We start from the raw sequence: 26,055 nt of genomic DNA, 5'->3' as shown, positions 1-26,055 counted from the left end.
CGTTAGAGTGGGACACGAGGACCTCCTGGTATCTGTGTTTGCTCTCGACAAGCTCCACATAACACCCGGAGGTCCTCTTTACTTCGTCAATTCCAGCCCCGTGTCATCAACCTGCCGGGACAGTACACCTAGGGCTTGACCGATGCGTCGATAAGAGAATCTTTCTGCGCGCATGCACCTTGCCTGTTTGAGCCGGTCCGGCCCGATGGCGTAGGAGCGGAACCGTTGTCGCGGGAGGGGGCGCGTAGCATCCGCATCGACAACGCACAGCATGCGCTATGGGAGTAATAATCCAAGTGGATTGTCACTTTTCTTCGATGAAGCGTCTTGTTGCTACTTGCGTGAGAAAGTGACGCTATTTCCACCGAGTCCATCGATACGGACTTTGAAGGTAGGTTCAGAAGCATCGTTGAAGTTCCAGCCACTTCTCAAAGTTGAGCTTTGTCCTGGTTCGAGTTTTGCATCCCAGTAGGCTTCTACTACGTCATCCTGAACGGAACGGACATCATAGTCGCCATCCAAAGCACTGTTGGCGACTAACTGGACGTCGCTACGTCCCAAGATGGCCTCTTCAGACAAATTTTTGATAGTGACATCGAAGTAAAGGTTGTCAGCACCTTTCTCTTGTGTACCCCCAAGCGTTTTGATAGCGAAGTCCGCGTCCTTCCCAGGCTCGAATTCTTGAGGTTCTTGCACCGTGATCTCAAGCAAAACCTTCTCCCCATTACGTCGAGAATCTTCATATATCGCAGTTTGCCCATACAAGCATTTGCCGAAGTTCTCATCGATGTTGCAAGTGACCACAGGAGCAGGAGTCGGGGGCTCGGCTGATGGTGTCGTTGCTTCAGCCGGCGCAGTTGCTTCAGTCGGAGCGGTCTGGGCTTGGGTTTCTACGATTAAGGACGGGGTCGGTGACGGAAGCGCCTCTGCACTGCTGTTTGAACTACGCTCTCCCCCAAATGCGCTGGCGATGAGCGATCCGACGATGATGAGTGCGAGCAGGCCGCCACCCGCTCCGATCAATTTCCACGGAGTCTCTGGTTTCGGACGCCGGAAGGTCAGCTCCGACCGTACGGTCCCCTGTTCCTGGGAGACGAACTCCCAGCCCTCTTTCTCTAATTTGGATCTGGTCCTGGCCTCCAGGCCGCGAACCGTCTTAACGGACCTCGTCTCGTACTTCACACCTGTTGCTGTCGTCATGTTGCTCCCTCTTGGCCTGGACATCTAGCACTCTTCGAGAGCTTAGAGTGACGCGACCTTTCTCCAAAACGCCACCATTTATCGCCGCATTTCACAGCGGAACCACTCCCCCGGCCACGGCCGCAACAACCTATAGATGAGTGAGTCCTTTCGGGTTCAGTGGTCGCAGGCGCTCAGTGAGCGTTTCCGCTTCGCCAGTTGTGCCAGATGGCGGCCGCCAGTGCTAGGAGCCTGGCGGCGATGCGGACACGCCTCTTCCGGGGCCGCTGGGAGGATGGTGAACCTTCCCGCGTTATGGTGCTAATTCAAGTCAAGCGCGCTTCGCGCGTCGTCGGCCACGACCGCACGCATGAGCCTCCAGGCTGAAGCACCACAGAGCGTATGCCACGACGACAAGCGCGCCGACGACAGTCACGAACTGCAGTAGCGGCAACCAAGCTTGCTCGTCTGGATCGGGCGTCGAGTCATTCGCCAGAATCAACCACATCAGCGCGGAGATGCCCGCAGAACTTCCCGAGCAGAAGACGAACATGGTCCAGTTGTGTACCACGTTAGCGCTGCGCTCGTCGCGAGTCCTTTCGTCGGAAGTTCTATGGTCGTAGGCCATAGTGCGCAATGTAGCCGATCCTGTGAATGTCCCGAGAAATAAGCCCTTCTACAGCTAACCTCGTGTCATGGGAGTACTCGTTCAGCGCACGCCCGTGCGGGCGGCCACTTATCGCGGGGTGCGCACGGCTATCTGGGTCATCAGTTGTGGGGCGGGACTGGTCACAGCCATTGCAACGGCGAGCTTTGGAGGCCTCATGCTCGCCCCAATGCTCTTGTTTTGCCTTCTGTACGCATGCCAGGTCTGTTACCCGGAGCCCGCCCTCGACGAGTGGGACAAGATTCCGAGGATTGACCGCATAGCCATGATTAAGGCATGGCATCCTGCCGCAATACAGTTGGGGCGCTATGACCGCGACTGGGAGATAAAGGCAATCTGGTCGCGCACGATGCGCGGCAAGTGACGCCCGTTTAGCGCGGCTTGTACCAACGGGCAACCCCACCTTTCAGCATGCGATGGCGGCCCTTGGGTGTCACCCGCGGCGGGACGAAGTCCGCGCCGCATGTAGGGAAGTAGTTGGAGAAAGGTTCGTGGTCCTCTGGCCGAAGGGTCTTGAAATGTTCACGGTAGCGTGATCCGAAAGTGATATCCCCAAGACGTGCAGTAGATCCGAAGGTCATGCAGGATCACAGGTGTGACTGCTTCAAGTTCGCTCAAAGGTGCCCGTTGAAGGATCCTCTGACGGGCTGAGCCGTACGAGAAACGGTGCTGTGAAAGCCACTGCCACTTACCGTTGAAAAGTCACGCCTCCGAGTCCCAACAAAGACTCCCCCAAGCCAAGGTGCATCGTGGACCACGATCGTGTCGCTGTTTCGGTAACTTCTTTCAGGAACGGACTGCCGCATCTGGCCGCCACTCTTTGGACTGTGTCGTGGCACCTTCCGTTGTGCGTTGCCTACAACGTCCCAAAGCTCGCCCACATCCTTAGAACTGGAACACGTCTGGATGGGAACAAATGCGCGTCATTTGCCGGTGTCCGGTTGGTTTTCCGCGACCACTCGGGTGGTCTCCGGTTAGGCTGTGATCCCAAGTCGGAGAGGGCCCAAATCAGATTGCCATTCTCATCCACTCAGGGCCCACAGCACTTCCGGGTGCGTGTAGTTGCTGCTCTCAAGGTGGAGGCGGTTGGCAGAAGTCAGCTTCAGTTCAGGTGCTGAAAGAATGAGCAAATGAGAGACCATAGCCTCGATGACCAGCCGCAGCCACCGCGGTTCCTTACTCTGCAGGTAGCCCCAGAGTTCAATACCGGCAGCACCATCCGTGAGCTTAAGCTACCCGTCATTCGCATCGGCCGCAGTGGCCAGTGGAGAGTGGAACGTTCCAGACGTAACGCGTACGTTCTGGCTGTGTATGCCAAGGCGCCAACCGCTAGTGCCCATGGTGCACAGGATTCTTCGGATGCCTGACGCGGTAGAAGGCAGGAGGTTTTGGTGGGCAACGCAAAACCGCAACTACGACGACGCAATTGAGGACGGCACGCTGTGGACGTGCCCTAGGCCCAACGATCGCAAGCTGGATAACTCGCGTGCATTCATTAAAGAGCTCAGGGCGGGAGATGTCGTTTTTCACCACGCCCACAGCTACCTGCGCGCTGTCAGCGTAGTCAGCCAGGAATGGCAAGACTGTCAGCGCCCCTCAGCGTACCCACGTGCTCGCGAGGACGAAGAAGACTATGGCTGGCTTGTCAATGTGCAGCCAATAGCGACCGGGCTCCGGCTGCACTACACAGCGGTGGCAAAGATGATCGAATATGGCCGCAAGGATGCGCCGTTCCACTCGGGCGGTCGCCCCGCAGAACGGTTCCTGGCCAGTCTGAACAAGGACGAAGGGCTTCGGTTGCTTGCAGCGCTCAAGGTTGATCTGCCACCGATGGATGAAGGCTTTATGGGGCGCCCGGATCACTGGTGGGGCGGGCAGGACACCGATGCAGAGGCTCTGGCCCGGCTCCGCGCTGAGCAGGCCGAGCTGCGCCGGTTCCTCCTTGCTGGTCGCACGACAGCGAACTGCTCGATGTGCGGCTCAACGTTTCCAGCCCGTCTACTCATCGCTGGGCATATCAAGCCCCGCAGCTTTTGCACAGATGAGGAGCGCAGGAATTTCAGAGCCGTTGCCATGCTGATCTGCACGATGGGCTGCGACCCCCTTTTCGAATGGGGCTACATCAAAGTGGATAACATAGGACAAATTCGCCAAGGGAGACGGCCGGAAACTCCTGCCCTCTCGGATTCGGTAACCAACCTCCTTGGAAGACACTGCCTGGCGTTCGACTCCTACACCGCCCCGGCCTTCAGCGACCATTTTGCAATGCAGACCCGTCTACATCCCACCGATGGTTGAACTTCGCCAGTGATGGGTGTGTTCCACTTCCTTGGAACTGGAACAGATCTACTGGGACACACTCCCCTAGGTAGGATCCGTTCAACGCACGGAAATCTTTGCGTATCGGATGTTATGCCAAAACACACGACGTGAGCGCGCGTCACGGGAGCAACTTTCGGTACGGTGCACGCATGGATATCGGATACGCTCGCGTCTCAACCGCCAAACAGGATCTGAGCCGGCAGCTCGATGCCCTGGCAGCCGCCGGCATCACCAAGGTCTTTGCCGATAAAAGGTCAGGAGCCACCAGGGACAGACCAGGCCTCCACGCGGCACTCGACCACGCCAGGGCGGGAGATGTAATCGTGGTCCATACCCTGGACCGTCTGGGCCGCACTGTCAGAGACACCCTGAACCTGATGCACGAGCTAAAAGAGCGCGGCGTAGGTGTCAGGACGCTGGCCGATCCGCTGCGAATCGATACCTCAGACCCGGAGAGCCCCATGGCGCAGCTGGCCGTCGTCATGCTGGCGCTCTTCGCGGAGATGGAACGCACCTACGCAGCTGAACGGGCTGCCCACGCCCGCGCCGTGGCGACCGCTAACGGCCGTCGCACGGGACGGCCCTCCGTGGTTGACGCGGCCAAACTTGAGCACGCACTCATGCTTCGTGATAAAGGCGCGCCCATGCGCGAAATAGTCACCAAGACCGGCTTGGCGCGAACCACCCTGTATCGGCACCTTCCGCCTCGCTCCCCCGGCAACACGGGCGGGTGAACCAGCCCGCAAAGACCTGGTTCATCATGCCGGGCAGAGGCCGAGGACCGATAGGCTTGAGCCATCAGGCAACAGCCTGCTGTGCCGTTAACGAACTGAAGACCCGACTTAGGCCTCGGGTCTTCGTTCTGAGCGGTTCGCTCATTGGTGCGGTAAGAGGGCCATAGAACCTCGAACGCCACACTTTGAGTCTATGGCCCTGTGCACGTTAGGCGCAACGCTGTTGTGGCCTACAAACACGTGCGCGCCGTGCCCTGTTCCTCCGGGAGGAGGTGCCGGCATGGAATCCAAGCGGAAACGTGAAGAACCATGGGGCGCCTGGAACCTGGTGGTCAACATCATCCGACTAGTCGTTGATGTCGCCCGCCTGTTCTGGCACAACATCCCCTAAACGGGAGCGGAGGCCGCCAGACTATCTGGCGGCCTCCGTCACAAAGTAGTGCCGCTGCGTGGTCTGCCCGCGAAGCGTGCCGATGTCACTTCCGACTTAGAGCGTGGCGTCACCCTGGCGTTTCCGGGGCACGTATAGAAGACCGTTCGGGGATCACTCAACTTGGCGCGGCTCGCTGACCTTTCACCGTCTTGGGTGAGGCAGGACGACTGCCGGCTGTTTGAGGCAGCAGCGCTCGGCTGGAATGTAGAACGGGCATCGGACAAGGTCAGGATAACCTGACAGCTGGGGCAGTAGGCAGGAGTGCATGTGCAGTGGAATATTGGGAGCGAAAGCCATGTCGGACGCGTCTGCAGCGTCGTCCCGGATGGCCGACTGTCCTATGACATAGGTGGACTGGGCGTCCTAGTTCAAGGAGTCAGCGGGATGTATCCCCGAGATACGGTTCGGCGTGATCACGAGGTCGTAAGTGACGACGATGTTATTGGCTGGCGCAGTGTTTGTCTTTGCGGATGGGAAGGGTCCCACTGGTCCAGGGTTAAGGAACGTTCTAAAGCGCGACTGAGTGGCAGAACAGCATTTGTGCCTTTTCTCGGGTTCGCCACTCCCCCTGTCTCAGCTGAAGCGGAGATGCACGAAGAGTGGCTATTGCATGCCCGTCAAGCCATAGCGATCAATGACCTTCAAAGCGCACGACGTAGGCTTGCTGCCGCGGAGGCCAGTCTTTCGAACGCCGTAGCCCGGGGACGATCCGTGGGACTCTCGTGGACGTCAGTGGCCTCAGCGTTAGGCATCACTCGCCAGTCGGCGCATGCCCGATGGCGGGCACAGGAGTAGCCTTCGACCTGATACGTGTGGGTGGCATTCACCTCAATCGTTCACAAGGCTAAAGACAACGCCCAAACTCATGCCATAAGACACGCCATAAGACCTATTGGAAGCGACACCCGCACAGCAACATGAGTCCCCACGGGAGACTTAGCTTGTTGCTCAACTACCCATAGAGCAACAGAGCCGGTGAATAGGCAGGCTTTCCATCCCATTTGCTTATCACTTGATCGCACAACATGATCGGCAGCGTTGATACGAGCCATAGGCACAGTTGCGCAACTTGCAATACGGCACGGCTGAGCACGAGCCATAGGCATAATTGAGCGACTTGCAATACGGCATACCTGAGCGCCAGCCATAATTAGGGCTAGCAGCTCAATTGAGCTAGCTATCAGCCGACTAACAAGCATCATCGTCTGCCGTGCAACCACAGGACACATAGGGAGAACTACTTTGGATCGAACTTGAAGAACAACCCGTGTCGTAATGGAAGCTCTTGCGAGGGACCCCATAAGCTGAACAACTGAAAGCAAAACCAGTAGGGGAGTCAGAACCAATGGCACGACCGTCGCTGCAAACCACCGGTAGCCCGCAGGTGAACCAGGCACGAGCAATAGATCGTGTGATCTCGTTCGCCAACGGCAAGGGGGGAGTGGGTAAGACCACCACAGCTGCCAACGTCGGTGGCTATGTCGCACTCGCTGGCTCGCGTGTCCTCTTGGTTGATCTTGATCCCCAGGGAGACCTTGCGAGGGACCTAGGTTTCGAACGCCAGACAGGACGTGAACTGTTCCACGCACTAATTGCTGGCACGACTCCTCTGGTTCTCCGTAACGTCAGAGAGAACCTCGACGTTATCCCGGGAGGGCAGGACTTGGAGGATATACAAGGCCTCATGGTGTCGAGGTCCAGTCGTTCAGACGCTGCCGACTTCGGCGACATGCTGTACTCCGTGCTGGCGCCTCTTGCAGATGACTACGACCTGATTCTTATCGACACTCCGCCGGGGGAGAGGACACTTGTCGAAGGAGCCTTTGCCATCTCAAGCGCGGTAGTGATACCTACAAAATCTGATGACGCCAGTATTGACGGTGTCGAACGTATTGCACGAAGGTTTATGGCAGTCCGGGATCGCAACCCCTCCCTGCAGCTGGCTGGAGTCGTACTCTTCGGCGTGGGCCCAAGGTCCATGCGTCTCGAACGCAGTGTCCGTGAAACATTGTCGGAGATGCTGGGGGAGGTTGCACCTGTCTTCGAGACACGGATTCGAAACCTCGAAAGCGCAAGTGCGGATGCACGCCGCAAAGGCTTACTCTTCCACGAACTGGAAGGGGCAGTGACCGACGCACAAAAGAAGCGGCTGAAGGCACTTCGTGCCGGCGAGAAGCCAGCCGACGGCTTCTTCTCCCGCAATGCCGGCGGGTTAGCCGAAGAGTTTGAGCAACTGACAGGGGAAATTCTCGCTCGACTCAACTCCATCGAAAGCGAATAAATCTGATGAGCAACGACCGTCCGAATCTTTCAGGGGCGTTTGCCCCCGTTTCTCCCCGTGGCGCGAAGCTGGAAGGGCTTTTGGCCCCTAAGCGCAGGAGAGCTGAAAACGTCGAGCAGGTCGAGTCCGAGACGCAGGGGCGACCGCCTATGTCTGTTGTCCGGGATGTGGCCGAGGAGACAACGACTTCTGCTGTCGCCCCTGACGAAACCCCTATCGCCGTCGTTGACAGCACCAAGCGAGCCAAGTCTCCGGCTGAACCACGGCCAATCGACGCCCAGCAACGACAGAAACAGGTCAAGGGCCCGAAGGCCAAAGCCTCCGATTCCGTTCCTGGTGCCCTTCGCAACGTAGGGGTGTATTTGGCACCAGATCTGCTACTCACGGTCAAAGAAAGAATCCACGTCGAGCGAACAACATACGCAGACCTGCTCCTGGATGCCTTTGACGCGCTACCTGCCGAAACTCTCGCTCAAGAATTTGTGGCCGAGAGTGTCCCTTCTGCTTCGGGGATGCCACGCCGAACCCCTCGTCGAAGGGGAGAAGCGGGCATCCAAATTCAAGTCCGCCTAGACGGCCATCAGGTTTCTTGGCTTGATGACAAGGTCATTGAGTTTAACGCGCCATCACGCAGTGCTCTGGTATCAGCTGCCTACAGACTGTATCTCGCGGAATAGCCTTTGCACCTCGGCTAGGAGTAGTTGCCACACCGTCATGACGAGCCGGCATCTACTCCCACCAATCATGGCGTAGCTACCAACAGTACTTATGGCATGCCTTATGGCACTACATATGGTGGACACGAAACCTAGGGCCAGTGGTCTGCTATGAATTGGTACCGCATCGGCCACTCAGGACGCAGGTGAGAAGGCCATATTTACGAGGGACCATTCGTCTGGTGGTCCCTCGTACTCTTCCCACGGGTAGTCGTCGGTAGGGGAGAGTAGTTCAGCGAGCGTATTGACGTTTTTCGAGAGCCATTCTCGCCAAATCGTTCGTTCTATTTGGTATCGGTGAAGCTGAGCAGCCACAGCCTCCAGGACCCCGAAAGACTCCGCAAGCTCTCTCAAGGATGTCGTGGACACTACTGACCATGAACGTCCGGAATCACGAGACACCATGTTCCACGCAGCCATGAGGTCCAAGGCCTCACTCACTGCCGTTCGCGACAACCTGGTCAAAGTTACGATTTCCGCTGTGGTGAGACCTCCAGCGATACGTTCTAGAGCTTCATAAATAAAGGCGGCAGGTAGGCCTAATTCCCTGAAAACGGGCCGCAAGGCGTGAAGCTTTCCTTTCCGCCATGACAAATCTTCAGCGGCCGCTTGCAGGTCTTGGGGGATCGACAACATATACAGATCGCCCTTTGTCCCTCTGCCACGTTCTACCAACGTAACGAGGGGGTCCGCCTCAGCGCGCAACGCCCTTAGGTGAGAACCGACAGTTGTGTGATCAAGTCCCGTTGCAACTGCCAAGGAACGATCTCCAAACTCAATGAAGCGAGATGCCGTCATATGAGCAGCTTCCCCTAGTGCACGCAAGACCATCCTTCTGGCCAAGCCGTTTCGGGAAGCTGTATAGCTGTGCTCCCTAAGTGCAAGTGCACTTCTCCAAGTCCGGATGTAGCGATGTTCTGAACTGGGATCAGAGGCTAGAGCAGTAGGTAGCAGGGGCTGTGTATTTGGCTGGCTTGTGGGGGATTTATGGGCATTGTCATTCGCTGCTTTGGAGGCCTGCTTTTTTTGGATGTAGCCGACGGCGTTGGTCCAGTCGCGTTTTAGCGCCGGCAGTCGGTGGCGTGCGGAGTAGCGTGCGTAGAACGATGCGAGCCCTGGCCAAGCGCCTTGGAGAATCCTCCGTTCCACATCTACGAGCTTCAAGCCGGCAGCTGCGGCTGCTGTCAGGATTGCCTGACGTGCTTCGGAGTCCGAGGAGTAACGGTTCGCATCGTAGAGGCCGGACTGCGCCATCTGCTGCATGAGACGAGACATCCGGGTGGCCGGTATGGAGTCCTCAACCCCTTGGTCTGAAGACGGAAGCGATTGAGTCAGCCTCAGGGCCCGGATTCCGGTGATCTCGTGCTCTAGCTCCGAGCGCATGGTCTCCCAAACACTCTGGCTGTTCGGGCGGCGTGCAACGTCGTAAGCCATACTCAAACTCATGGCCAATTCTTGGTACCCGCCGCGTTTGTGGGGTGACCCGGGCGTCCTCATGCAACCGTGCATCAGGTTCTGGTGCGGAGTCTTGTCCAAAGTCCGATAGCGGGTACCGAGGGCCTCAACGAAATCTCTTGCTTCAGAAAAGGGAACACGCTTACTAAGCGGAACATAGATGTGACGGCCGCCATTCGGGGATCGATCTTCGATCCAGCGAGCACCACAGTTGTGTAGCCAGGTCTGAAGTGCGCGCACGTCGACGTCGACCGAATCAATGCCAGCGACGGAGGAGTCAAAGTCTAAGAAGATTGCCGCACAAGTGCCGTCCTTGCCGAAGATTTTCACGGCGGCTGGAAATGTGGGGAGCGTCTCAGTCAGGCTGCGTTCGTGCTTTTGAGGATACGTTTTTCCGCCGTCACGTGACAGTCTGACGCGGGGTTGACCTGCGAGAAGAGGCGCAAGTGCTGCCCACGCCTGAGCGGCGTCCGAGCCGGGGGAGGAGTCGCGAGACACGCCAGCGGGTATGAGTGCTGGCAGCACGCGAGCGTGCTGATGTACGATGATTTTGTTCCTGCCAGGGAATACGTAGGGACCGATCCTGCAAGATCGGTTGTTACAACAAAAAGGGAGACCTGTCCAAGGTCTTTATATTTCGATTTACGATCTGTTCGCCGGCAAGCTTTCCGGATCGTGAATCTACAGCTTTGAAGGCCCGCTTCGTGCGGGCCTTCCTTGTTTTACGAGGCCATACGAATCGGCAACTCCTCCTGCTGGTTGAACTGATCCAGCAGTGCCAGGTCTTCGCGCAGAGATCGGTCGACTGCAGAAGCAACATAGTCGGTGACAGTCATGCCTTTTGCGGCAGCGATCTTGTGAACGTCCTCCGCAGTCTTGGCCGGGGTGCGGAAGCCAATGTATTTGCGGAGACCTTTACTGGGTCTACCGCCTCCACGATTGATTACTGCGCTCATTGTCAGGTCCTTTGAATCTCGCACAACCATGGGTTGTAACTGGTTCATCGTTGGTGCCACATGCAGCCGACAGATGCGGAGTTTCTGTTTACAGCTATCGACTGACTTGAACCTAGCACCGCCCGGGCCGTGATCGGTGGATTTGTTTACAGAAAACAGATGCGCGTGTCGCGCACCGTCCCCTCGCGTCCAACGGAGGCAATTCCTGCTACGCGTCGACTGCAGGCGAGACGCGCGGCGCACGCCCCCGGCTGGCAAGGGAGCAGGCGATACTGTCGCCGTCCGCCAGCGAGCACAGGTTCCCGAAGTGGATCCCGGCGCGGTAAGGCTCCTCGCCTCGATGGAGTCGAACACTTCCACGGTACGCCCCCCCTTTCATGCTGTGACAAGCGCTTGCCGACGCTCCTTGATATGGTTGGCCCGCTTTCTCCCGGCTAGCATAGGGAAAGTCGGGATGAGCGCAACATGTTTGAAACATGTTTCAGCTTAGTCTGGCTGAACTCAAGTTAGTAGAGGAGTCACCCTTGGCGCATGTGATGCCCGTTCTGTCGGTCAGTTCATCTAAAAGGGCGTTCCGGGATGCATCACGTGCTTTTACCAGCTTGCATCTGCCTTCCAGACTCAGTCTTGATGCGCTCATTGGCTCTGTCGAAGCAATGCGCGGCCGACAGATTCGTGTCCGGGCTACAGAGCAACTTGTGGGAACTTCCATATGTGGGCTCTGGTTGCCGGGCAGGCATTTCGAATGGGTCTTCCATCCTCCCACACCATGGGAACTGCAACGGCGACAGTTCGTTCTCCACGAGCTTGCGCACATGATTTTGGGGCATGACGCCCATCCTGGGGCTGGAGTTCTCCTCGACAAGGGGCTGCAAAGCCTGTCTCCCGAACTTGTACAGAGAGCTCTTATGCGGACCGAGTTCGGAACTGTTGAGGAAGCAACCGCCGAATACCTGGCGGACCTTATGGCTGAAGCGTTGCGAGAAGCCCCGGGCGAGCCTGGAGCCTTTGAAGAGGTCTTCGGCTGATGGAACTACTTACAGCGTGCCTGATGGTGACCTTGACCCTAATTGTGATGGCGACTCGGCGGCCAGGGAAGGACACGAGTATGCTCTGGGCGTCTGGGCTCATCTCCGTCTCACTTGTCCTGAACATCAACTCCGCCTATGTCTTCACAGACCATTTTTTGGGACAACGAAACTACACCGATTTAGGCGCCAATCTCCTGCTCCTGGTTGGCGTCTACTTCTTGGCTCGCGCGATCCATAGGGCCGCGAGCCCGCTTACGGCAGACCGTTCTTCGCCGCGGGTTCTTGGGAAGTCGGGGGTCGTGGTGGCTACCACTCTGACGTTCTTCTTCTTCATCTGCATTGAGGCGCCGTTCACCTCAACCAGCTTTATGCGGGACTTTGGGTCTCAACCTGCTGCGGCGCTGTATTCAGCTATCCAATACGCGTACATCGGTTCGGTAATGGCCACGGCAGGCTGGACCTGCCTGAGATTTCGCAAGTCTTGGAGCACAGGTGTCTATGCCATTGCGTTCGCGCTCGTAGGCCTGGGGTGTACGTCCGCCGTTCTCCTCGTACTTCAGGTCCTAGTATTAGACGCCTTGCACGTTATGGGTCAGTTGGAAGTCATGAGTCAGCTGGGTGGTGTATACGCAATGCTGAACTTTACGACATTCGCGTTGCTCTGTATGGGTTTGGCGATCCCTCCGGTAGGTCGGAGAGTTTTGTCGATTTTGGTTAGTGCCCGAACAAGCAAGGTGCTCAAAGACTTGCGGCCTGTCTGGGCCAAAGCTGTGGTAGGCAACTCGCAAGTCACCTTGGACCTTCACGTTGTGCCCAAGCAGGACCTAAGGCAAGGACGTGAGCTGCATCGTATGGTAGTGGAGATCCAAGACTCCTTGGCCAGAGACCCAGACGCTAAAAAACGGATTGGCACTCAGGGGATGACTAGCTTGTCAGAAGCCACAGAATTTCTAGAGGGCTTGGCTTGGCGACAAAACTGACCACAACCTTCGTGCTGTTTACAACTGCGTGCATCACATCCGCGATTGGGACGTGGCTCATGCGGTGGGCGTCGAGGCGGGCATTCGCGCCAACGTTCAGCCGAAAATACGACATTGTTCCACTCATGGTCACAGAGGATAGAGTCGTACTGCGTTCAAGTCGTCGAACAACTGCACCCGGAACGTTTGGACTTCACATTCTTGGCGGGGAAGAGCCGGCCGTTGTCGGCGAAATCTTGTACGAGACGAAGCGTGAAGTAAGCCGGCGACTCATTCACCGGCCCACAGCTTTATCTTCAGAGTCACGATGCCTGTGGAGCGGTATCACCACTTCGTCTCCCGAGCATCCTTATATTGATGATGTGGTCACCACCTCCTTGGGCCCGGCCCCAGCGTGGATAGTAAATCCCGGCAATGCACGCTGGGCAATCCACGTTCACGGTCACGGCAGTGACCGTCGGCAGACTCTTCGCGGTGTGGCGACTGCGACCGCTCTTGGCATGACATCCCTCGTCATGTCATTCCGCAACGATGGTGAGGGGCCTGCTTCGCCTGATTCCTGTTCGCACCTTGGCGAGTCAGAATGGATGGACCTAGAAGACGCCCTGGATTTCGCCGCCTCCCGTGGAGCAACCCAGTGCATTGTTTTCGGATGGTCTCTTGGCGCTACCATGGCCGTTAATACCCTTCACCGTTCGCGTCTTGCACACATGATCAAAGGCCTCGTCCTGGTTTCGCCTGTACTTTCTTGGCTTGACGTCTTGCGGGCCAACGCTCGGCATCAAAGGTTGCCAGGGTTCATGGGGGCAATGGTCGCGCATGTCGCGGCTATAAGAGGACTGAACTGGCTGGCAGGACTCGACGAACCCCTAAGGATAAGCGCGTCCGACACCGCACGTTTCACCAATCCAATTGAGGTGCCAGCCCTGATCCTTCACAGCAGAAACGATTGGTCGGTTCCTATCCAGAGCTCAAGACATTTTGCCGAGTCTCATGGGCACCTCGTCGAACTCATAGAGTTCAACTGCTCTGGCCACACACAGGAGTGGAATTCTGAACCGGTAATGTGGGATTTGGCAGTTCGCCGGTGGTATGGAAAATTGGTCCAGCCGAATACGGCCAGAGAAGAGGCGGCACGAACGGCCACCTTAACGTTGGATGGGGTTGAGTGATGGCAGGCGGTGAGCTTGCACGAGATCGGCTTGCGCGAGCAGAGACTCTTGCGCGCAAGGTGAACTTGTTGCTGGACGTCGTTGTTGCGGAGGGTGGACAACCCTACGAATTCGCTGATATCCAGGCCGGTGTTCGTGAGCATGGATATGAGCTATCTAGAACCCGGTGGTGGCGCATCAGGTCAGGAGAGTCACCGGAGGTCGTGCCGGCCGAAGCGTTGGTCGCCCTGGCCAAGTTCTTTGATATCAATCCTGCTTACCTCACGGAGGATGCCGGCGATCTTCCTGAACGTATCGAGCGGGAACTTCAGCTCCTTAAGAAAATGCGGCGTAACAGGCTCAAGAACATCGCAGCCCGCACTTTGGGTGACATTGATGTGAAGACCCTTGAAGCTATAAACGCGCTCCTGGACGAAGTGGACGAGTTGGAAAAAGACGGTCCCAACTCACCGTGAATCATGTTCGAAACATGTTTCAAACGTGTTAGTGTAGCTGCATGCTCGACGTGCAGAACACCTGGCGACGGCTCGCTCCTAAAGGGGCTGCCTTAGCGACCCTCGATATATTCAAGGTAAGCCAGCGCCAGGTCACGGATACGGCGCGTCCGCACAGCATAAGTAACGTCCTTTCCGTGGCGCAGCCCCTCAGGCGGATCCGTTTCCACCAGCCCCGCGCTAGCCAGCCCATCAAGGTGTCGATTCAAGCTCGATCGCCCTATTTGAACTACTTCTTGCAGTTGGCTGATCGTAGACGGACCGAGAACTGCCAGCTGCCGCAGGATGTCGACCTGAGCACGGCTCCCCATGTAAGTGATGGCCAACTCAACGTCGGCAGGCAGTGTCGGTCTAATCAGGCGCGGCATAAGTTCATCTTGCCTGATCTCGGCACGGGTACTACTCGTTCCATTTGCCCTACTCTTTCATTAAATAGAAGAGTAGGGACTGTTTTGACGGCTGCCAGTCCCTGGGAGCCTGCGATTCCAACATGCCCAACACAGCTCAATGTCCCACCCTCTGCTGGGATTCGCTTAGAGTCCGCGGGGCAACTTTCTGCAACTGGGTCTAACCCTGTATGTTCGGCTCGCCGGTCGGTTGCATTTGACGAGGGTGCCTAATGGACCAGCGTAAGTCTCTAACTGTCGTGGCGCTGACGGCTACTTTTAGCCTTTTCATTGGGCTTGTCTTCACGTTGATGCTGATTCTGACTCCGGCGAAGCCAGCGACTACAGATTGTGGTCCTGTATCAGTTGTCCTGAACGGCACCGCAAAAGTTGCCGGGTTCTCGACGGAGCAGTTGAAGAACGCGGCCAGTGTCTTGGGAGCCGGTAAGGCTCTGAATCTCTCCGTGAAGGGTCAGACCATCAGCATCATGGTGGCCCTTGGGGAGTCGGGGCTGCGTGTTCTGGACTACGGCGACGGTCCCGGGCCGGACTCCCGTGGATTGTTCCAACAGCGCGACAACGGCGCGTGGGGCACCTACACGGACCGCATGGACCCGACCACCAGTGCAACGAACTTCATCAAAGCCCTGCAGGGCGTGCCGGGCTGGGAGCTGTTGGAGCCGACCATCGCCGGGAACAAGGTCCAGCGCAACGCGGACCCGTACCACTACCGGAAGTACTGGCCCGAGGCGGTCAAGATCGTCCAGGCACTCTCTGACGGGAAGTTCTCCGTTGAGGGCGGCAACTGCGGAATCCCGGGCAAATCCGGCATAGGGGATGACTACCCGTGGAAGGACTCCCCGACCTGGATGCAGGCCGGAGCAGGCTCAGCTGCCGCTTCACCGTTGGGCATGTACTACCGCGAATGCGTGGACTTCGCCCTGTGGCGGGTGAACCAGCAGATAGGTTCCACCAACGCCCCGTTCAAGTTCCTCAACGGCAACTTCCGCCCGGACGGACAGACCCTCGGCTCTGCCCTGACGTGGAAAGCCGGCTGGGACGCCAAAGGCTGGCCCACAGGACACACGCCCCGGGTCGGTGCAGTGGTCTGGTACGCACCAGGGGTCGGGGGATCGGACCCGGTTTTCGGCCACGTCGCCGTCGTCAAGGAGGTCAAGGGCGACGGCACGCTCGTCGAAGAGGGCTACAACGGCAACCCACCACCGGACGACCACAACTACTACACCCGGACCGTCAGCAGCAGTGCCCCGTCCGCGTTCCTGTACCTCCCCAACCAAGAGGAGAAGAAGTGAAAAAGCCCCTGGTTCTCGCCGCCGCGGCCCTCGTGTTCGCCGGATGCGCACCGACATCAAACACCACCCCTGCCCCAACACAGACATCGGCCACACCATCCGCCCCAGTCTCCCTGAGCGCTGGCAGCGGCCCGCAGGCACCGGGAGGAACCGTCCCACCCACCGTGGGCATTCCCTGGGATCAGGCCAGCAAGGACCGGGCCGTGGACGTCGCGCAGAAGGCCATGGCCGACTTCGCCCGCCCGTCCGTGGAGGAGGGGCAGTGGGCCAACGACCTTGCCCGGTGGCTCACCCCGCAGGCCACCGCCGACTACTCAGCCGTGGACCCGGCCAACATCCCTGCCACCCGGGTGACCGGCCCGGCCACGCTGAACGTCGATGAGGCCAACGGCTACGGCGCCACAGCAGCTGTGCCCACCAACGCCGGGACCTACACGCTGCAGCTGCTCCGTACGGGCAAGGACGCTCAGTGGAAGGTCAACCGCCTGACACCACCAACGCCCTAAGCGCCGCACCTGTCCATCTCACACACGTAAAGGAAGAACGTTCATGGTTACGACACCAACCGAGGTCCTGGCCTTCCCAAGCATCAGGGCCATCGTCCGCGACAACGGAACCGCCGAAGTCGTCGTCGCGGGCAACTCCCGCGTCGTCCCCGACGGGGACACCCTGCAGGACCTTCGCAACAACGCCCTGGCTCTCGTGGTCGGAGAAGCACAAACACTCCACCGCCCTGTCCGGGTCCAGATCGAGGACCCCGAAGGGCACGGCGAACTGATCGTCCACCCGGACAACAAGATCGAATCCGTCCTCTACGAACCCCGCCCGACCCGCCGCCGGGCACAAGCTCCGGAAACAACACCCGAGACCGCAGCCCCTGACAGCAACGGGACAGCCCCCACGGCCGCCGCGGAAGCAACCCCTGCCCTCACAGTGCCGGCAGCACGCGAAGAAGCAACCGCCACAGTGGAGCACCAGCCCTGGGCCCCGAAGCCCACGGAACCCGACGCGCCAGCCGTCAAGGGCGCTGCTGCGCTTGAGCCAGCCAGCGCGAACGGGCCGACGGTCTCTGATGCCGTCGCTCCAGAGGAGCCTCTGACCCGGCGCAGTTTGAAAGAAACCTCGTTCCTGGTCAGTACACCGGCGCTGGGACCGGCCACGCAGGGCTGGCGTGGGGCACTCACCCGCCTGGGGTTTCGGATGGCCCCTTCGCCTGAGGAAGTGGCTGAGCGGGAGGACATCCGCACGGTGAGCCAGCACTGGCCAGGACCGAGGACCATTGCCGTGGTCAACCGCAAGGGCGGGGCCAACAAGACCCCCACCGTGGTGATGCTCTCGGCCATCCTTGCCCGCTACAGCGGCGCGGCAACCGTCGCCTGGGACAACAACGAATCCCAAGGCACCCTGGGCTGGCGCACCGAAAAAGGCGCCCATAACCGCAGCGTGCTGGACTTGATCGATTCCTCCACCGAATTGCTCTCGCCGTCGACGAACGCGGCCGAAATCGCTAAGTTCGTGCATCACCAGACGGCTGACAAGTTCGATGTGCTGCGTTCGGATGAGAACGAAGAAGGCGACCACGAAGTCACTGCTGAGGAAGTGGACATCGCCCACCAGGTCCTGACCCGTTACTACCGATTGGTGGTCATGGACTCGGGCAACACCGCCCGGGCGGCGAACTGGCGCCGGATGATCGATCACACCAACCAGCTCGTCGTCCCGGTAACGGCGATCGAGGACCGGGCAGAGGCCGCGAGGTTGACGCTGCAGACCCTCGAATCCCGTGGCGGCCACTACGCCGAACTGGCGCGCAACGCCGTCGTGATCGTCTCCGAGTCCACCGACGCCAAGCGCAGCATGACCGGCGAGGCCCTCAAGCGGGCCAAGGCAGAAGCCCAGCGCATCGCAGACGGCTTCGAACCGTTCGTCCGGGCCGTTGTCCGGATCCCCTACGATCCGGCCCTGATCAACGGCCCCATCCGCTACGAAGCCCTCCAGCCGGCAACCCAGCGGGCGTGGCTGGCCGCAGCCGCTGCCGTCGCCAGGGGCTTCTAACCCACCACCTACGTCTGACGAAAGGAGGAACCATGCAACTGTCCCTGAACCCCTGGGTCACCACCCCGGCCGAGAGTACCGAGGAGGGAGTACCTGACGTGCACGTCCCGCCGGCGGCCGTGATCAGCTCCCCGCTCAAAGGAATGGTCGAACCCGACACCGCAGACCGTTTGGCAAGCCGGGCCATGACGGGCGACGCAGACCTGTGGGTTGTCGGTAGCCATGGGGGAGCAGGCGAAAGCAGCATCGCTGACTTGCTGGACGGGGCACGCGCCACCGGGCATTGCTGGCCCTTCCTGCAAAACGGCAGCAAGCCCCGGGTACTTCTGGTCTGCCGCGCCGACATGCGCGGCCTCACCACAGCACAAAGCGCCCTGACCCAATGGGCATCCGGGGCCACACCCGCCGTTGACCTGATCGGCCTCGCCGTCCTCGCGGACGCACCGGGAAAGACACCCAAAGCACTGCGCGACTTCACGGCGATCGTTGGCGGGGGAGCGCCGCGCCTCTGGACCCTTCCCTGGGTCGAGACCTGGCGGCACGGCAACGCCACAACGCTTCCATCCGCCCGCGAATATCAACGCTTCATCACCGACGTAACGGCACTGGTTGCCCACACCAAGCCAAGCACCAATCACTGAAAGGCCTGACCATGAACTCCATTACTGCCATCGCCACCAGTACCATTCCCAACCCGACCCCAGTCGTTCCCCCGCAAGCAGGCGGACTGCTCACTATCCTGAACTGGGCCTCCGGTATCGGGCTCGTCCTGGGTGTCCTCGGCGTGATCATCGTCGGCATCGGCATGGTCATCCAACTCCAGCGCGGCGAAGGCGCACAGTCGATTGCCAAGCTCGGCTGGGTCCTGCTCGGCTGCATCATCATCACCGGCGCCGCCGGGATCGTCCGTGCCTTCGTCTAAACCAGCACCAACAACGGGAGGTTCACCCTTGAACCAGTCAACTGAGAGCACCACCGAGGCCAATCCATTCACCAAACCCGGTTTCATCATCGCTGCCGCGCTGGTGGTCGCGCTGATCGCAGCAGCCATCGTGATCTTCCTGGTCCCCAAAGGACAGGAAAATGCCCAACCAGTAGCCGCTGACTCATCCAGCGCTGCCGCAGCCTCGCCGAGCGCGCATGCTGCGGCAGGCAAGAGCGTCTGCGGACTGCCTGCCGGCAAGGAAACAGCACTCGGCGCCGCGCCAAAGTCCAAATGGGAACTAGTGGGCAAAATGGCAGCCCCCACTGATCCAAGAACATTCGGGCCGGGGCTGACGGACGATACGGGATTCAGATCCTGCTTTGCTCAATCGCCAACCGGCGCCCTGTACTCTGCCGTCAACCTTGTGGCTCTCGGCTCGTCCAAGTCACAGCAGATGAATATCAAGCTGGCCGACAAGCTCATGGCCCCTGGTGCTGGACGTGAGGCAGCCAAGCAGCAAGCAATGACGTTGGATCCCTCTACAGGTTCCAATGACACGGTTCAGGTCCGGGGGTTCCTGCTCAAGTCGTACACGCCTAACGAAGCCAACATTGACCTTGCTTTCCAAACCTCCGGCGGAAAACTGTTTCACGCAGTGCTTCCTCTCCAATGGCTAGATGGAGATTGGAAAGTAAAGGTTTCCGATGCCGGTCAGCTCATAAACGATGTTGCCCAGCTCAGCGACGTGAGCGGCTATATCGCATGGGCCGGCGTCTGAGATGGCTGAGTGCGTACCCTTGGACGTCATCTGCCAGGGCGGCAATGCGGTTTCCGGGATGCTCGATGACGCCATTGGCAATTTGGCTAAAGCCATCATGGAGGGCATGAGCCAGATGGTGACGACTCTGTCTACTTTCTGGGTTTCGACTCCAACGGTGAACCTGACGAGTCAAGACGGGTCGACGGCGAGCCCGGTTGTTTCCATCGTCAACAGCGAGTTGGTGCCGTGGACGTTGGCGCTGGCAGTTCTGGCCGTCATTCTCGGTGGCATTCGGCTGATCTGGGAGCAGCGTGGCGCGCCGCTTAAAGATCTGCTGCGTTCCTTGCTCACCCTGACTTTGGTCTCTGGCCTGGGCTTGGGTGTGATCTCGATTCTTGTGATCGCCGCCGACGCTTTTGCTGCCGAGATCATCAAACGATCAACGGACGGCAAGGGATTCGCAGAGTCCATGCAGCTGCTGGTGATGACGAACCAGACCGGTGTCGGGGTTTTCATCCTGATCGTTTTGGGTCTCATCGGCCTCATCGCTTCCCTTGTCCAAATAGTGCTCATGGTCGTTCGCAGTGGCATGTTGGTGATTCTGGCCGGGATTCTGCCGACCACTGCCGCGTTCACGAACACTGAGATGGGACGCCAGTGGTTTCAGAAAGCCGTGGGTTGGACCATCGCTTTTATCCTCTACAAACCAGCCGCCGCCATCGTCTACTCGGTGGCGTTCCTCCTGATGGGCAACAGTGGAGTAAAGGACGCGTTGATCGGTTCAATCACGGGTTTCACGTTGATGGTCGTGGCTTTGTTCGCTCTTCCTGCTCTCATGCGGTTTGTCACTCCGATGGTCGGTGCCGTCGCCTCAGGCAGTGGTGCGGCAGCAGGAGCAGCTGTCGGAGCGATCGCGACCGGCGCCGTTTCCCTTGGCCGGGGTGGAAGCGGCCGGGGCAACGCTTCTCCCATCCCCTCGTCAACGAACACGTCGAACACCCAAAGCACGCACCCCGGTAGTTCGCCCAAGGGCAGTGATGGAAACCCGGGCCCGCGAGGCGGGGGAGGGCAACCCGTCCCTGGCCCAATGGGTCCGGGCGGAGCCGCCGGCACGACAACAGCTGCAAAGGCAGGCGTGCCCGGCGCAGGCTCTCCTGGAGCTGCAACGAGCGGCGGCGGAGCATCGGCCGCAGCCTGTGGGGCAGCAGCGGCAGCCGGCCCGGCGGGCGTGGCCGTCGCTACTGGAGCAAAGGTGGCGTCCAGGACGTCGCAGGCCATTGAACAAACAGCGCAGGATTCAGTAGGGGAGGGCCCTAGTGGCACCAATTAGCACCGAGTACAAAGAACCGTCCTACGGCAACTGGCGCGTTCCGCGCTCCGCCGGGCTGGCCAACCTCGGCGCGATCGGCACCGCTATGGTGTTTGCCGGGCTGCTGGCGGGCATTGTGAGCTTCGCTCTGTGGGGCCTGTTCGCCGGCCTGGGCGTCCTTGCCTTTGCCGGTGTCAGCACCCTGCTGCTGACAGTCAAGGACAAGCACGGCCAGTCCATCGTTGACCGCCTCGGGACCCGGATGGCGTTCAAGGTCTCCAGGTCCTCCGGGACGAACCTGTACCGTTCCGGCCCGCTCGGTGTCACTGAGTGGGGGATGTACCAGCTCCCCGGGCTCGCGGCGAAGTCCACCCTGTACGAATTCGCCGATTCCTACAAGCGCCCCTTCGCCCTGCTGCACGTTCCCACCACTGGCCACTTCACCGTGATCTTCTCCACCGAACCTGACGGGGCCTCCTTGGTTGACCCCGAGCAGGTCGATGCGTGGGTGGCGAACTGGGGCGGCTGGCTCGCCTCCTTGGCCGACGAAGCAGGACTGGACGCCGCGGCCGTCACCGTGGAAACCGCCCCCGATTCGGGGTACCGGCTCCGGAATGAAGTCATGATGACCATCGACCCGGCCGCACCCGTCTTCGCCAAGGATATGCTCCACGAGGTTGTGGACACCTATCCGGAAGGGTCGGCAACGGTCCGTGCCTGGGTGTCGTTGACGTTCAACTCCGCCGTCCGGTCCGGGGCCAAGAAGCGTACCCCGGAAGATGTTGCCCGCGACCTGGCATCGCGGATCCCGGGCCTCTCGGCGCGCTTGCAGTCCACCGGCGCCGGGATTGCCCGGCCGATGTCGGCCCAAGAACTCTGCGAGGTCGTCCGGATCGCCTACGACCCGCCGGCGGCGCTGATCATCGATGAAGCCCACGCGGCAGGTTCCCCGGTGTCCCTGACGTGGGGTGAGGTCGGCCCCACCGCGACACAGGCCAGCTGGGATGACTACCGGCACGATTCCGCGTACTCGGTCTCCTGGACGATGACCGGTGCCCCGCGCGGTTCGGTGAATTCCTCGGTCCTGTCCCGGTTGCTGGCCCCGCACGGAGACATCGACCGCAAACGCGTGTCGTTGCTGTACCGGCCGATGGATTCGGCACGCGCCGCGGCCGTGGTTGAGAGGGACCAGAACAACGCCAATGTGCGCATCACCTCCGGCACCCGACCCTCCGCACGTGCCCTGGTGGACGCCCGGTCAGCGGCGCAGACCGCGCAGGAAGAAGCCCAAGGGGCCGGTCTAGTGAACTTCGGCCTCGTCGTCACCGCCACCGTCACGGCCCGGGAACGGCTCTCTGATGCCATCGCAGCTGTGGAGCAGACTTCCGGCACCGCGCGGGTGCTGTTGCGCCGGGCCTACGGGGCCCAGGACACCGCGTTCGCCGCGTCCCTGCCTCTGGGGCTGGTGCTGCCCAGGCACAGCATGGTCCCGTCCGAGATTAGGGATGCCCTGTAATGGCCCGGATGAAACTCTTCACCCGGGGCTCCAGGCACAGCACTAGCACGGCGAAAGCTGCACCTGCGAAGGCTGAGAAGCAGCCGCGTGACGTTGGCCCGGCTGCCCGTGGCTGGCCCGGCCGTGGCGGGGGGATGGCCCGGCTCGTCCCGTCCGTGAAGGAGTACCGGGGAACCACCGTGCAGGTGTGCGGGTTGTGGCCGTTCTCCTCCGGGGCGTCCTCGCCCATGATCGGTGTCCCGCTCGGTCGGCATGAGGAAACCCAGGCCACAGTCTGCTGCGACCCGATCAGCTGGTTCCAGCGCGCCCGGCTGATCTCCAACCCCTCAGCCTTCATCCTCGGCAAACCCGGGCTAGGGAAGTCCACGGTCGTGCGACGCATGTTCATCGGCCTCTCCGCCCAAGGCGTCCACCCCCTGATCCTGGGCGACATCAAAGGCGAGCACGTCAAAGCCGTCCGGGCACTTGGTGGGCAGGTCATCCGGCTTGGCCGCGGCGTCGGGTACCTAAACATCCTTGACCCCGGCCAGGCTGTCGAGGCAGCCCAGCTGCTGGAAGACAGCGGCCATCACGAGGACGCGGCGCGGGTCCGTGCCGACGCGCATGGTCGCCGCCTGACCATGGTTGTCTCCCTGATCACGATCAGCCGCAACAGCCCACCCGCTGACCAGGAACAGACGATCCTGGACCGGGCCCTGCGGATCCTCGATGACCGCTTTGACGGAGTTCCGGTGTTGAAAGACCTGCTGGACGTGATCGTATCGGCACCTGACGAGCTGCGTCAGGTCGCCCTGGACCGCGGCGACATGAACATCTACCAGCGCGAGACCCGGGCCTTGGAAGCGACACTGCTGGGCCTGACCGGGGGCGGGAAACTCGGTGAGATCTTCTCCCGGCACACCTCCGAGCCGATGGTCCGGGACCGTGCCGTGGTCTTTGACGTCTCCAGCATTGACGAGACCGAAACGGACCTGCAGGCCGCGGTACTGCTGGCGTGCTGGTCCTATGGTTTCGGCACGGTCAACGTCGCCAACGCCCTCGCCGACGCGGGTCTGGAACCGCGCCGGAACTACCTCGTCGTCCTGGACGAGCTGTGGCGGGCACTCCGGGCAGGTAAGGGCATGGTCGACCGCGTGGACGCTCTGACCCGGTTGAACCGCTCCGTTGGTGTCGGGCAAATCATGATCTCCCACACCATGTCCGACCTGCTGGCCCTGCCGGCCGAAGAGGACCGGATGAAAGCTCGCGGCTTCGTCGAACGCTCCGGCATGGTCATCTGCGGCGGACTGCCCGCCTCGGAAATGCCACAGCTGACCTCGGCCATCCCGCTGTCCCGCCAGGAGCAGCACAAACTCATCGGCTGGCAGGACCCGCCCGCGTGGGACTCCCGCGGCCTCGACGCCGAACCCCCGGGCCGGGGAAAGTTCCTCATCAAGGTCGGCGGCCGCCCCGGGATCCCCGTCCAGGTCGCACTCACGTCCCCGGAGAAAGGCCCCGAAGGCATCAACGACACCGACGCCAAGTGGAGCACCACATCGAAGACCCTGCTTGAACCGGCAGCCCCGGCGATGCCCGATGAAGGAGGCAACCAGTGAGTGCCCCCAACCGCAAAGGGATCGGCCTCGGTGATGCCCTGCTCGTCTGGCTGGCCATCGGTTTCATCGTCATCTTTGGAGGCGGCAGTTACGCCGCCCTGCACCTCGGTTCGGCGATGGCAGGCCTCCAAGCACCACCTGCCCATCCGGTTGATCTGATCGCCGGCCTGATCAAGGGCCGCGTACCGTGGCCCACCGAAGCCACGATCGTTGTCTGCCTGATGGCCGGCGTCGTGCTGGCACTGGTCATCGTGGTGCTCATGGCCTGGCGGAAGGGTGCCCCCCAACGTGCCAGGGTCGATAAGGCCGCCCGCTACCTTGGGCGGGGCAAGGCAATGCATGCGTTCTCGGAGAAGGGAGCCAAGGCCACGGCCGAGCGCCTGGGCGTCACGGACACTCCAGGCATCGTCGTGGGCAAGGTCGTCTCCACGGGCCAGAAGTTCATCCAGTCGTGGGAAGACCTGTCCCTCGATATCTGGGGGCCGCGGACCGGTAAATCAACCTCACGGGTCATACCCGCCATACTGGACGCACCTGGTGCGGTGGTGTCGACGTCGAACAAGCGCGACGTCGTGGACGGCACCCGCGGTGTCCGGGAAGCCACGGCCCCGGTGTGGGTGTTCGATCCGCAGAAGATCGCGCAGGAAGAACCCACCTGGTGGTGGAACCCGCTCTCCTACGTCACCGACGAAGAAAAGGCCTACAAACTCACCCAGCACTTCTCGGCCGGCTCACGTGTGCCCGGCTCCAAGCCCGATGCCTACTTCGACCCCAAAGCCGAAGACGTCCTCTCCTCCTACTTCCTCGCCGCCGCGCTCGGCAGGCTCCCCATCACACAGGTATATCTGTGGGTGACCGAGCAGGTGAACCGGGAACCCATCAACATCCTCAAAGCCCACGACTACGAGCTGCAGTACAAAGGCTTGGAATCCACGCTCGAACTGGCCGACAAGCAACGCGATGGCATCTTCGGCACGGCAGAGAAGATGATCCAATGCCTCAAGAGCCGCAACACGCTCCGGTGGGTCGCCCCGACCGGGGGAGCGACAGTGGACACCGACACCCGCCGCCCGTTCAGCCCGCATGCGTTCGCCGCGTCACAGGAGACCATCTACATCCTCTCCAAGGAAGGAGCCGGTTCGGCTGCGCCGCTTACCACAGCCCTCACGGTCGCGATCGCTGAGGCCATGGAAGAACGGGCCGAACGTTCCGGCGGCCGCCTGCCCAAACCCGGTCTGTTCGCCCTTGATGAGCTGGCCAACGTCGTCCGGTGGGCCGGGCTGCCGGACCAGTTCAGCCACTACGGCTCCAAAGGCCTGATCGTCATGGGCATCCTGCAGTCCTGGTCCCAAGGTGTCGAGCTGTGGGGCGAGGCGAACATGCGGAAAATCTGGTCAGCAGCGAACGTCAAAGTCTACGGCGGCGGCGTCGCTGAAGAAGGGTTCCTTCGCGCGCTCTCGGATCTGATCGGGGATTACAGCTACATCAACGTCTCCGTCTCCGCCGGGAAGTCCGGGTCCAGCCGCTCCCGCCAAGAAGGCAAAGAGCGCATCTTCGACGTCTCCAACCTCGCCGAACTCGACCGCGGCCGCGCCGTCGTCCTCGCCTCCGGCGCCCCCGCCACCCTCGTCCGCACCATGCCCTGGTACACCGGACCCCACAAGAACGCCGTGGAGTCCTCCATCAAGACCTACAGCCCGCGCCCCGAAGAGCCGGCCGCATCGCTGCCCGCCGGACCGGCGGCCAATCCCTGGGTCACAAAGTAGGAAGGACCAC

General features: G+C 60.5%; 19 protein-coding genes. 16 read left to right on the top strand and 3 right to left on the bottom strand.

The features are described 5' to 3' along the window. Positions 1–333 precede the first annotated feature (333 nt). A complete protein-coding gene (locus LRQ04_RS16995) occupies positions 334–1,200 on the bottom strand; it encodes a hypothetical protein (RefSeq protein WP_235521497.1) in 867 nt (288 codons plus the stop codon). Between the two features lie 674 nt (positions 1,201–1,874). Between LRQ04_RS16995 and LRQ04_RS16990 the strand changes: the two genes are divergently transcribed. From LRQ04_RS16990 to LRQ04_RS16970, 5 genes are all read left to right on the top strand, one after another. Further along, positions 1,875–2,210 (top strand): hypothetical protein, encoded by a 336-nt coding sequence (locus tag LRQ04_RS16990; protein WP_235521496.1) that lies wholly within the window; start codon positions 1,875–1,877, stop codon positions 2,208–2,210. Between the two features lie 995 nt (positions 2,211–3,205). After that, on the top strand, positions 3,206–4,144 hold the full coding sequence (locus LRQ04_RS16985; protein ID WP_235521495.1) for a hypothetical protein: 939 nt from the start codon (positions 3,206–3,208) through the stop codon (positions 4,142–4,144). A gap of 173 nt (positions 4,145–4,317) precedes the next feature. Next, entirely contained in the window at positions 4,318–4,902 is a 585-nt protein-coding gene (locus LRQ04_RS16980) for a recombinase family protein (RefSeq protein WP_235521494.1), read from the top strand. A gap of 1,778 nt (positions 4,903–6,680) precedes the next feature. Continuing rightward, complete coding sequence (locus LRQ04_RS16975; protein ID WP_255774323.1) at positions 6,681–7,616, top strand: ParA family protein; 936 nt, start codon at positions 6,681–6,683, stop codon at positions 7,614–7,616. A gap of 5 nt (positions 7,617–7,621) precedes the next feature. Continuing rightward, positions 7,622–8,293 (top strand): hypothetical protein, encoded by a 672-nt coding sequence (locus LRQ04_RS16970; RefSeq protein WP_235521492.1) that lies wholly within the window; start codon positions 7,622–7,624, stop codon positions 8,291–8,293. Positions 8,294–10,509: 2,216 nt separating this feature from the next. On the opposite strand, the gene LRQ04_RS16965 is transcribed toward LRQ04_RS16970, so the two are convergent. Further along, complete coding sequence (locus LRQ04_RS16965) at positions 10,510–10,743, bottom strand: hypothetical protein (protein WP_235521491.1); 234 nt, start codon at positions 10,741–10,743, stop codon at positions 10,510–10,512. A 3,242-nt stretch (positions 10,744–13,985) separates the two neighbouring features. On the opposite strand from LRQ04_RS16965, the gene LRQ04_RS16960 reads away from it, so the two are divergent. Then, positions 13,986–14,381, top strand: coding sequence for a hypothetical protein (locus tag LRQ04_RS16960; protein WP_235521490.1), 396 nt, complete (start codon positions 13,986–13,988; stop codon positions 14,379–14,381). Positions 14,382–14,473: 92 nt separating this feature from the next. Here the strand turns inward: LRQ04_RS16960 and LRQ04_RS20795 are convergent, their stop codons facing one another. Beyond that, positions 14,474–14,731, bottom strand: coding sequence for a helix-turn-helix domain-containing protein (locus tag LRQ04_RS20795; RefSeq protein WP_374198970.1), 258 nt, complete (start codon positions 14,729–14,731; stop codon positions 14,474–14,476). A gap of 308 nt (positions 14,732–15,039) precedes the next feature. On the opposite strand from LRQ04_RS20795, the gene LRQ04_RS16955 reads away from it, so the two are divergent. The 10 genes from LRQ04_RS16955 to LRQ04_RS16910 are packed head-to-tail and all read left to right on the top strand — an operon-like array spanning position 15,040 to position 26,045. After that, entirely contained in the window at positions 15,040–16,119 is a 1,080-nt protein-coding gene (locus tag LRQ04_RS16955; protein ID WP_235521489.1) for a CHAP domain-containing protein, read from the top strand. Further along, positions 16,116–16,625 carry a hypothetical protein gene (locus LRQ04_RS16950; RefSeq protein ID WP_235521488.1) on the top strand — a complete coding sequence of 170 codons (510 nt, stop codon included), beginning with the start codon at positions 16,116–16,118 and terminating at the stop codon, positions 16,623–16,625. The genes LRQ04_RS16955 and LRQ04_RS16950 overlap by 4 nt, the downstream gene beginning before the upstream one ends. Before the next feature lie 43 nt (positions 16,626–16,668). Next, positions 16,669–18,174 (top strand): chromosome partitioning protein ParA, encoded by a 1,506-nt coding sequence (locus tag LRQ04_RS16945; RefSeq protein ID WP_235521487.1) that lies wholly within the window; start codon positions 16,669–16,671, stop codon positions 18,172–18,174. 32 nt (positions 18,175–18,206) lie between these two features. Beyond that, positions 18,207–18,815, top strand: a complete 609-nt coding sequence (locus LRQ04_RS16940; RefSeq protein WP_235521486.1) for a DUF6668 family protein — start codon at positions 18,207–18,209, stop codon at positions 18,813–18,815. Between the two features lie 11 nt (positions 18,816–18,826). After that, on the top strand, positions 18,827–19,096 hold the full coding sequence (locus LRQ04_RS16935; RefSeq protein ID WP_235521485.1) for a hypothetical protein: 270 nt from the start codon (positions 18,827–18,829) through the stop codon (positions 19,094–19,096). A gap of 28 nt (positions 19,097–19,124) precedes the next feature. After that, positions 19,125–19,877: a hypothetical protein gene (locus tag LRQ04_RS16930; protein WP_235521484.1), complete on the top strand. Its 753-nt coding sequence runs from the start codon at positions 19,125–19,127 to the stop codon at positions 19,875–19,877. A gap of 1 nt (position 19,878) precedes the next feature. Next, on the top strand, positions 19,879–21,189 hold the full coding sequence (locus LRQ04_RS16925) for a hypothetical protein (RefSeq protein ID WP_235521483.1): 1,311 nt from the start codon (positions 19,879–19,881) through the stop codon (positions 21,187–21,189). Beyond that, positions 21,176–22,684, top strand: a complete 1,509-nt coding sequence (locus LRQ04_RS16920; protein ID WP_235521482.1) for an SCO6880 family protein — start codon at positions 21,176–21,178, stop codon at positions 22,682–22,684. The genes LRQ04_RS16925 and LRQ04_RS16920 overlap by 14 nt, the downstream gene beginning before the upstream one ends. Continuing rightward, positions 22,684–24,279: a helicase HerA domain-containing protein gene (locus LRQ04_RS16915; RefSeq protein WP_235521481.1), complete on the top strand. Its 1,596-nt coding sequence runs from the start codon at positions 22,684–22,686 to the stop codon at positions 24,277–24,279. The genes LRQ04_RS16920 and LRQ04_RS16915 overlap by 1 nt, the downstream gene beginning before the upstream one ends. Next, positions 24,276–26,045, top strand: coding sequence for a type IV secretory system conjugative DNA transfer family protein (locus LRQ04_RS16910; RefSeq protein ID WP_235521480.1), 1,770 nt, complete (start codon positions 24,276–24,278; stop codon positions 26,043–26,045). Before LRQ04_RS16915 ends, LRQ04_RS16910 begins: the two co-directional genes overlap by 4 nt. Positions 26,046–26,055: the final 10 nt, after the last annotated feature.

This window comes from Paenarthrobacter sp. AR 02, from assembly GCF_021538675.1.
Classification (GTDB): Bacteria; Actinomycetota; Actinomycetes; order Actinomycetales; family Micrococcaceae; genus Arthrobacter.
This window is presented reverse-complemented; position numbering and strand designations above follow the sequence as displayed.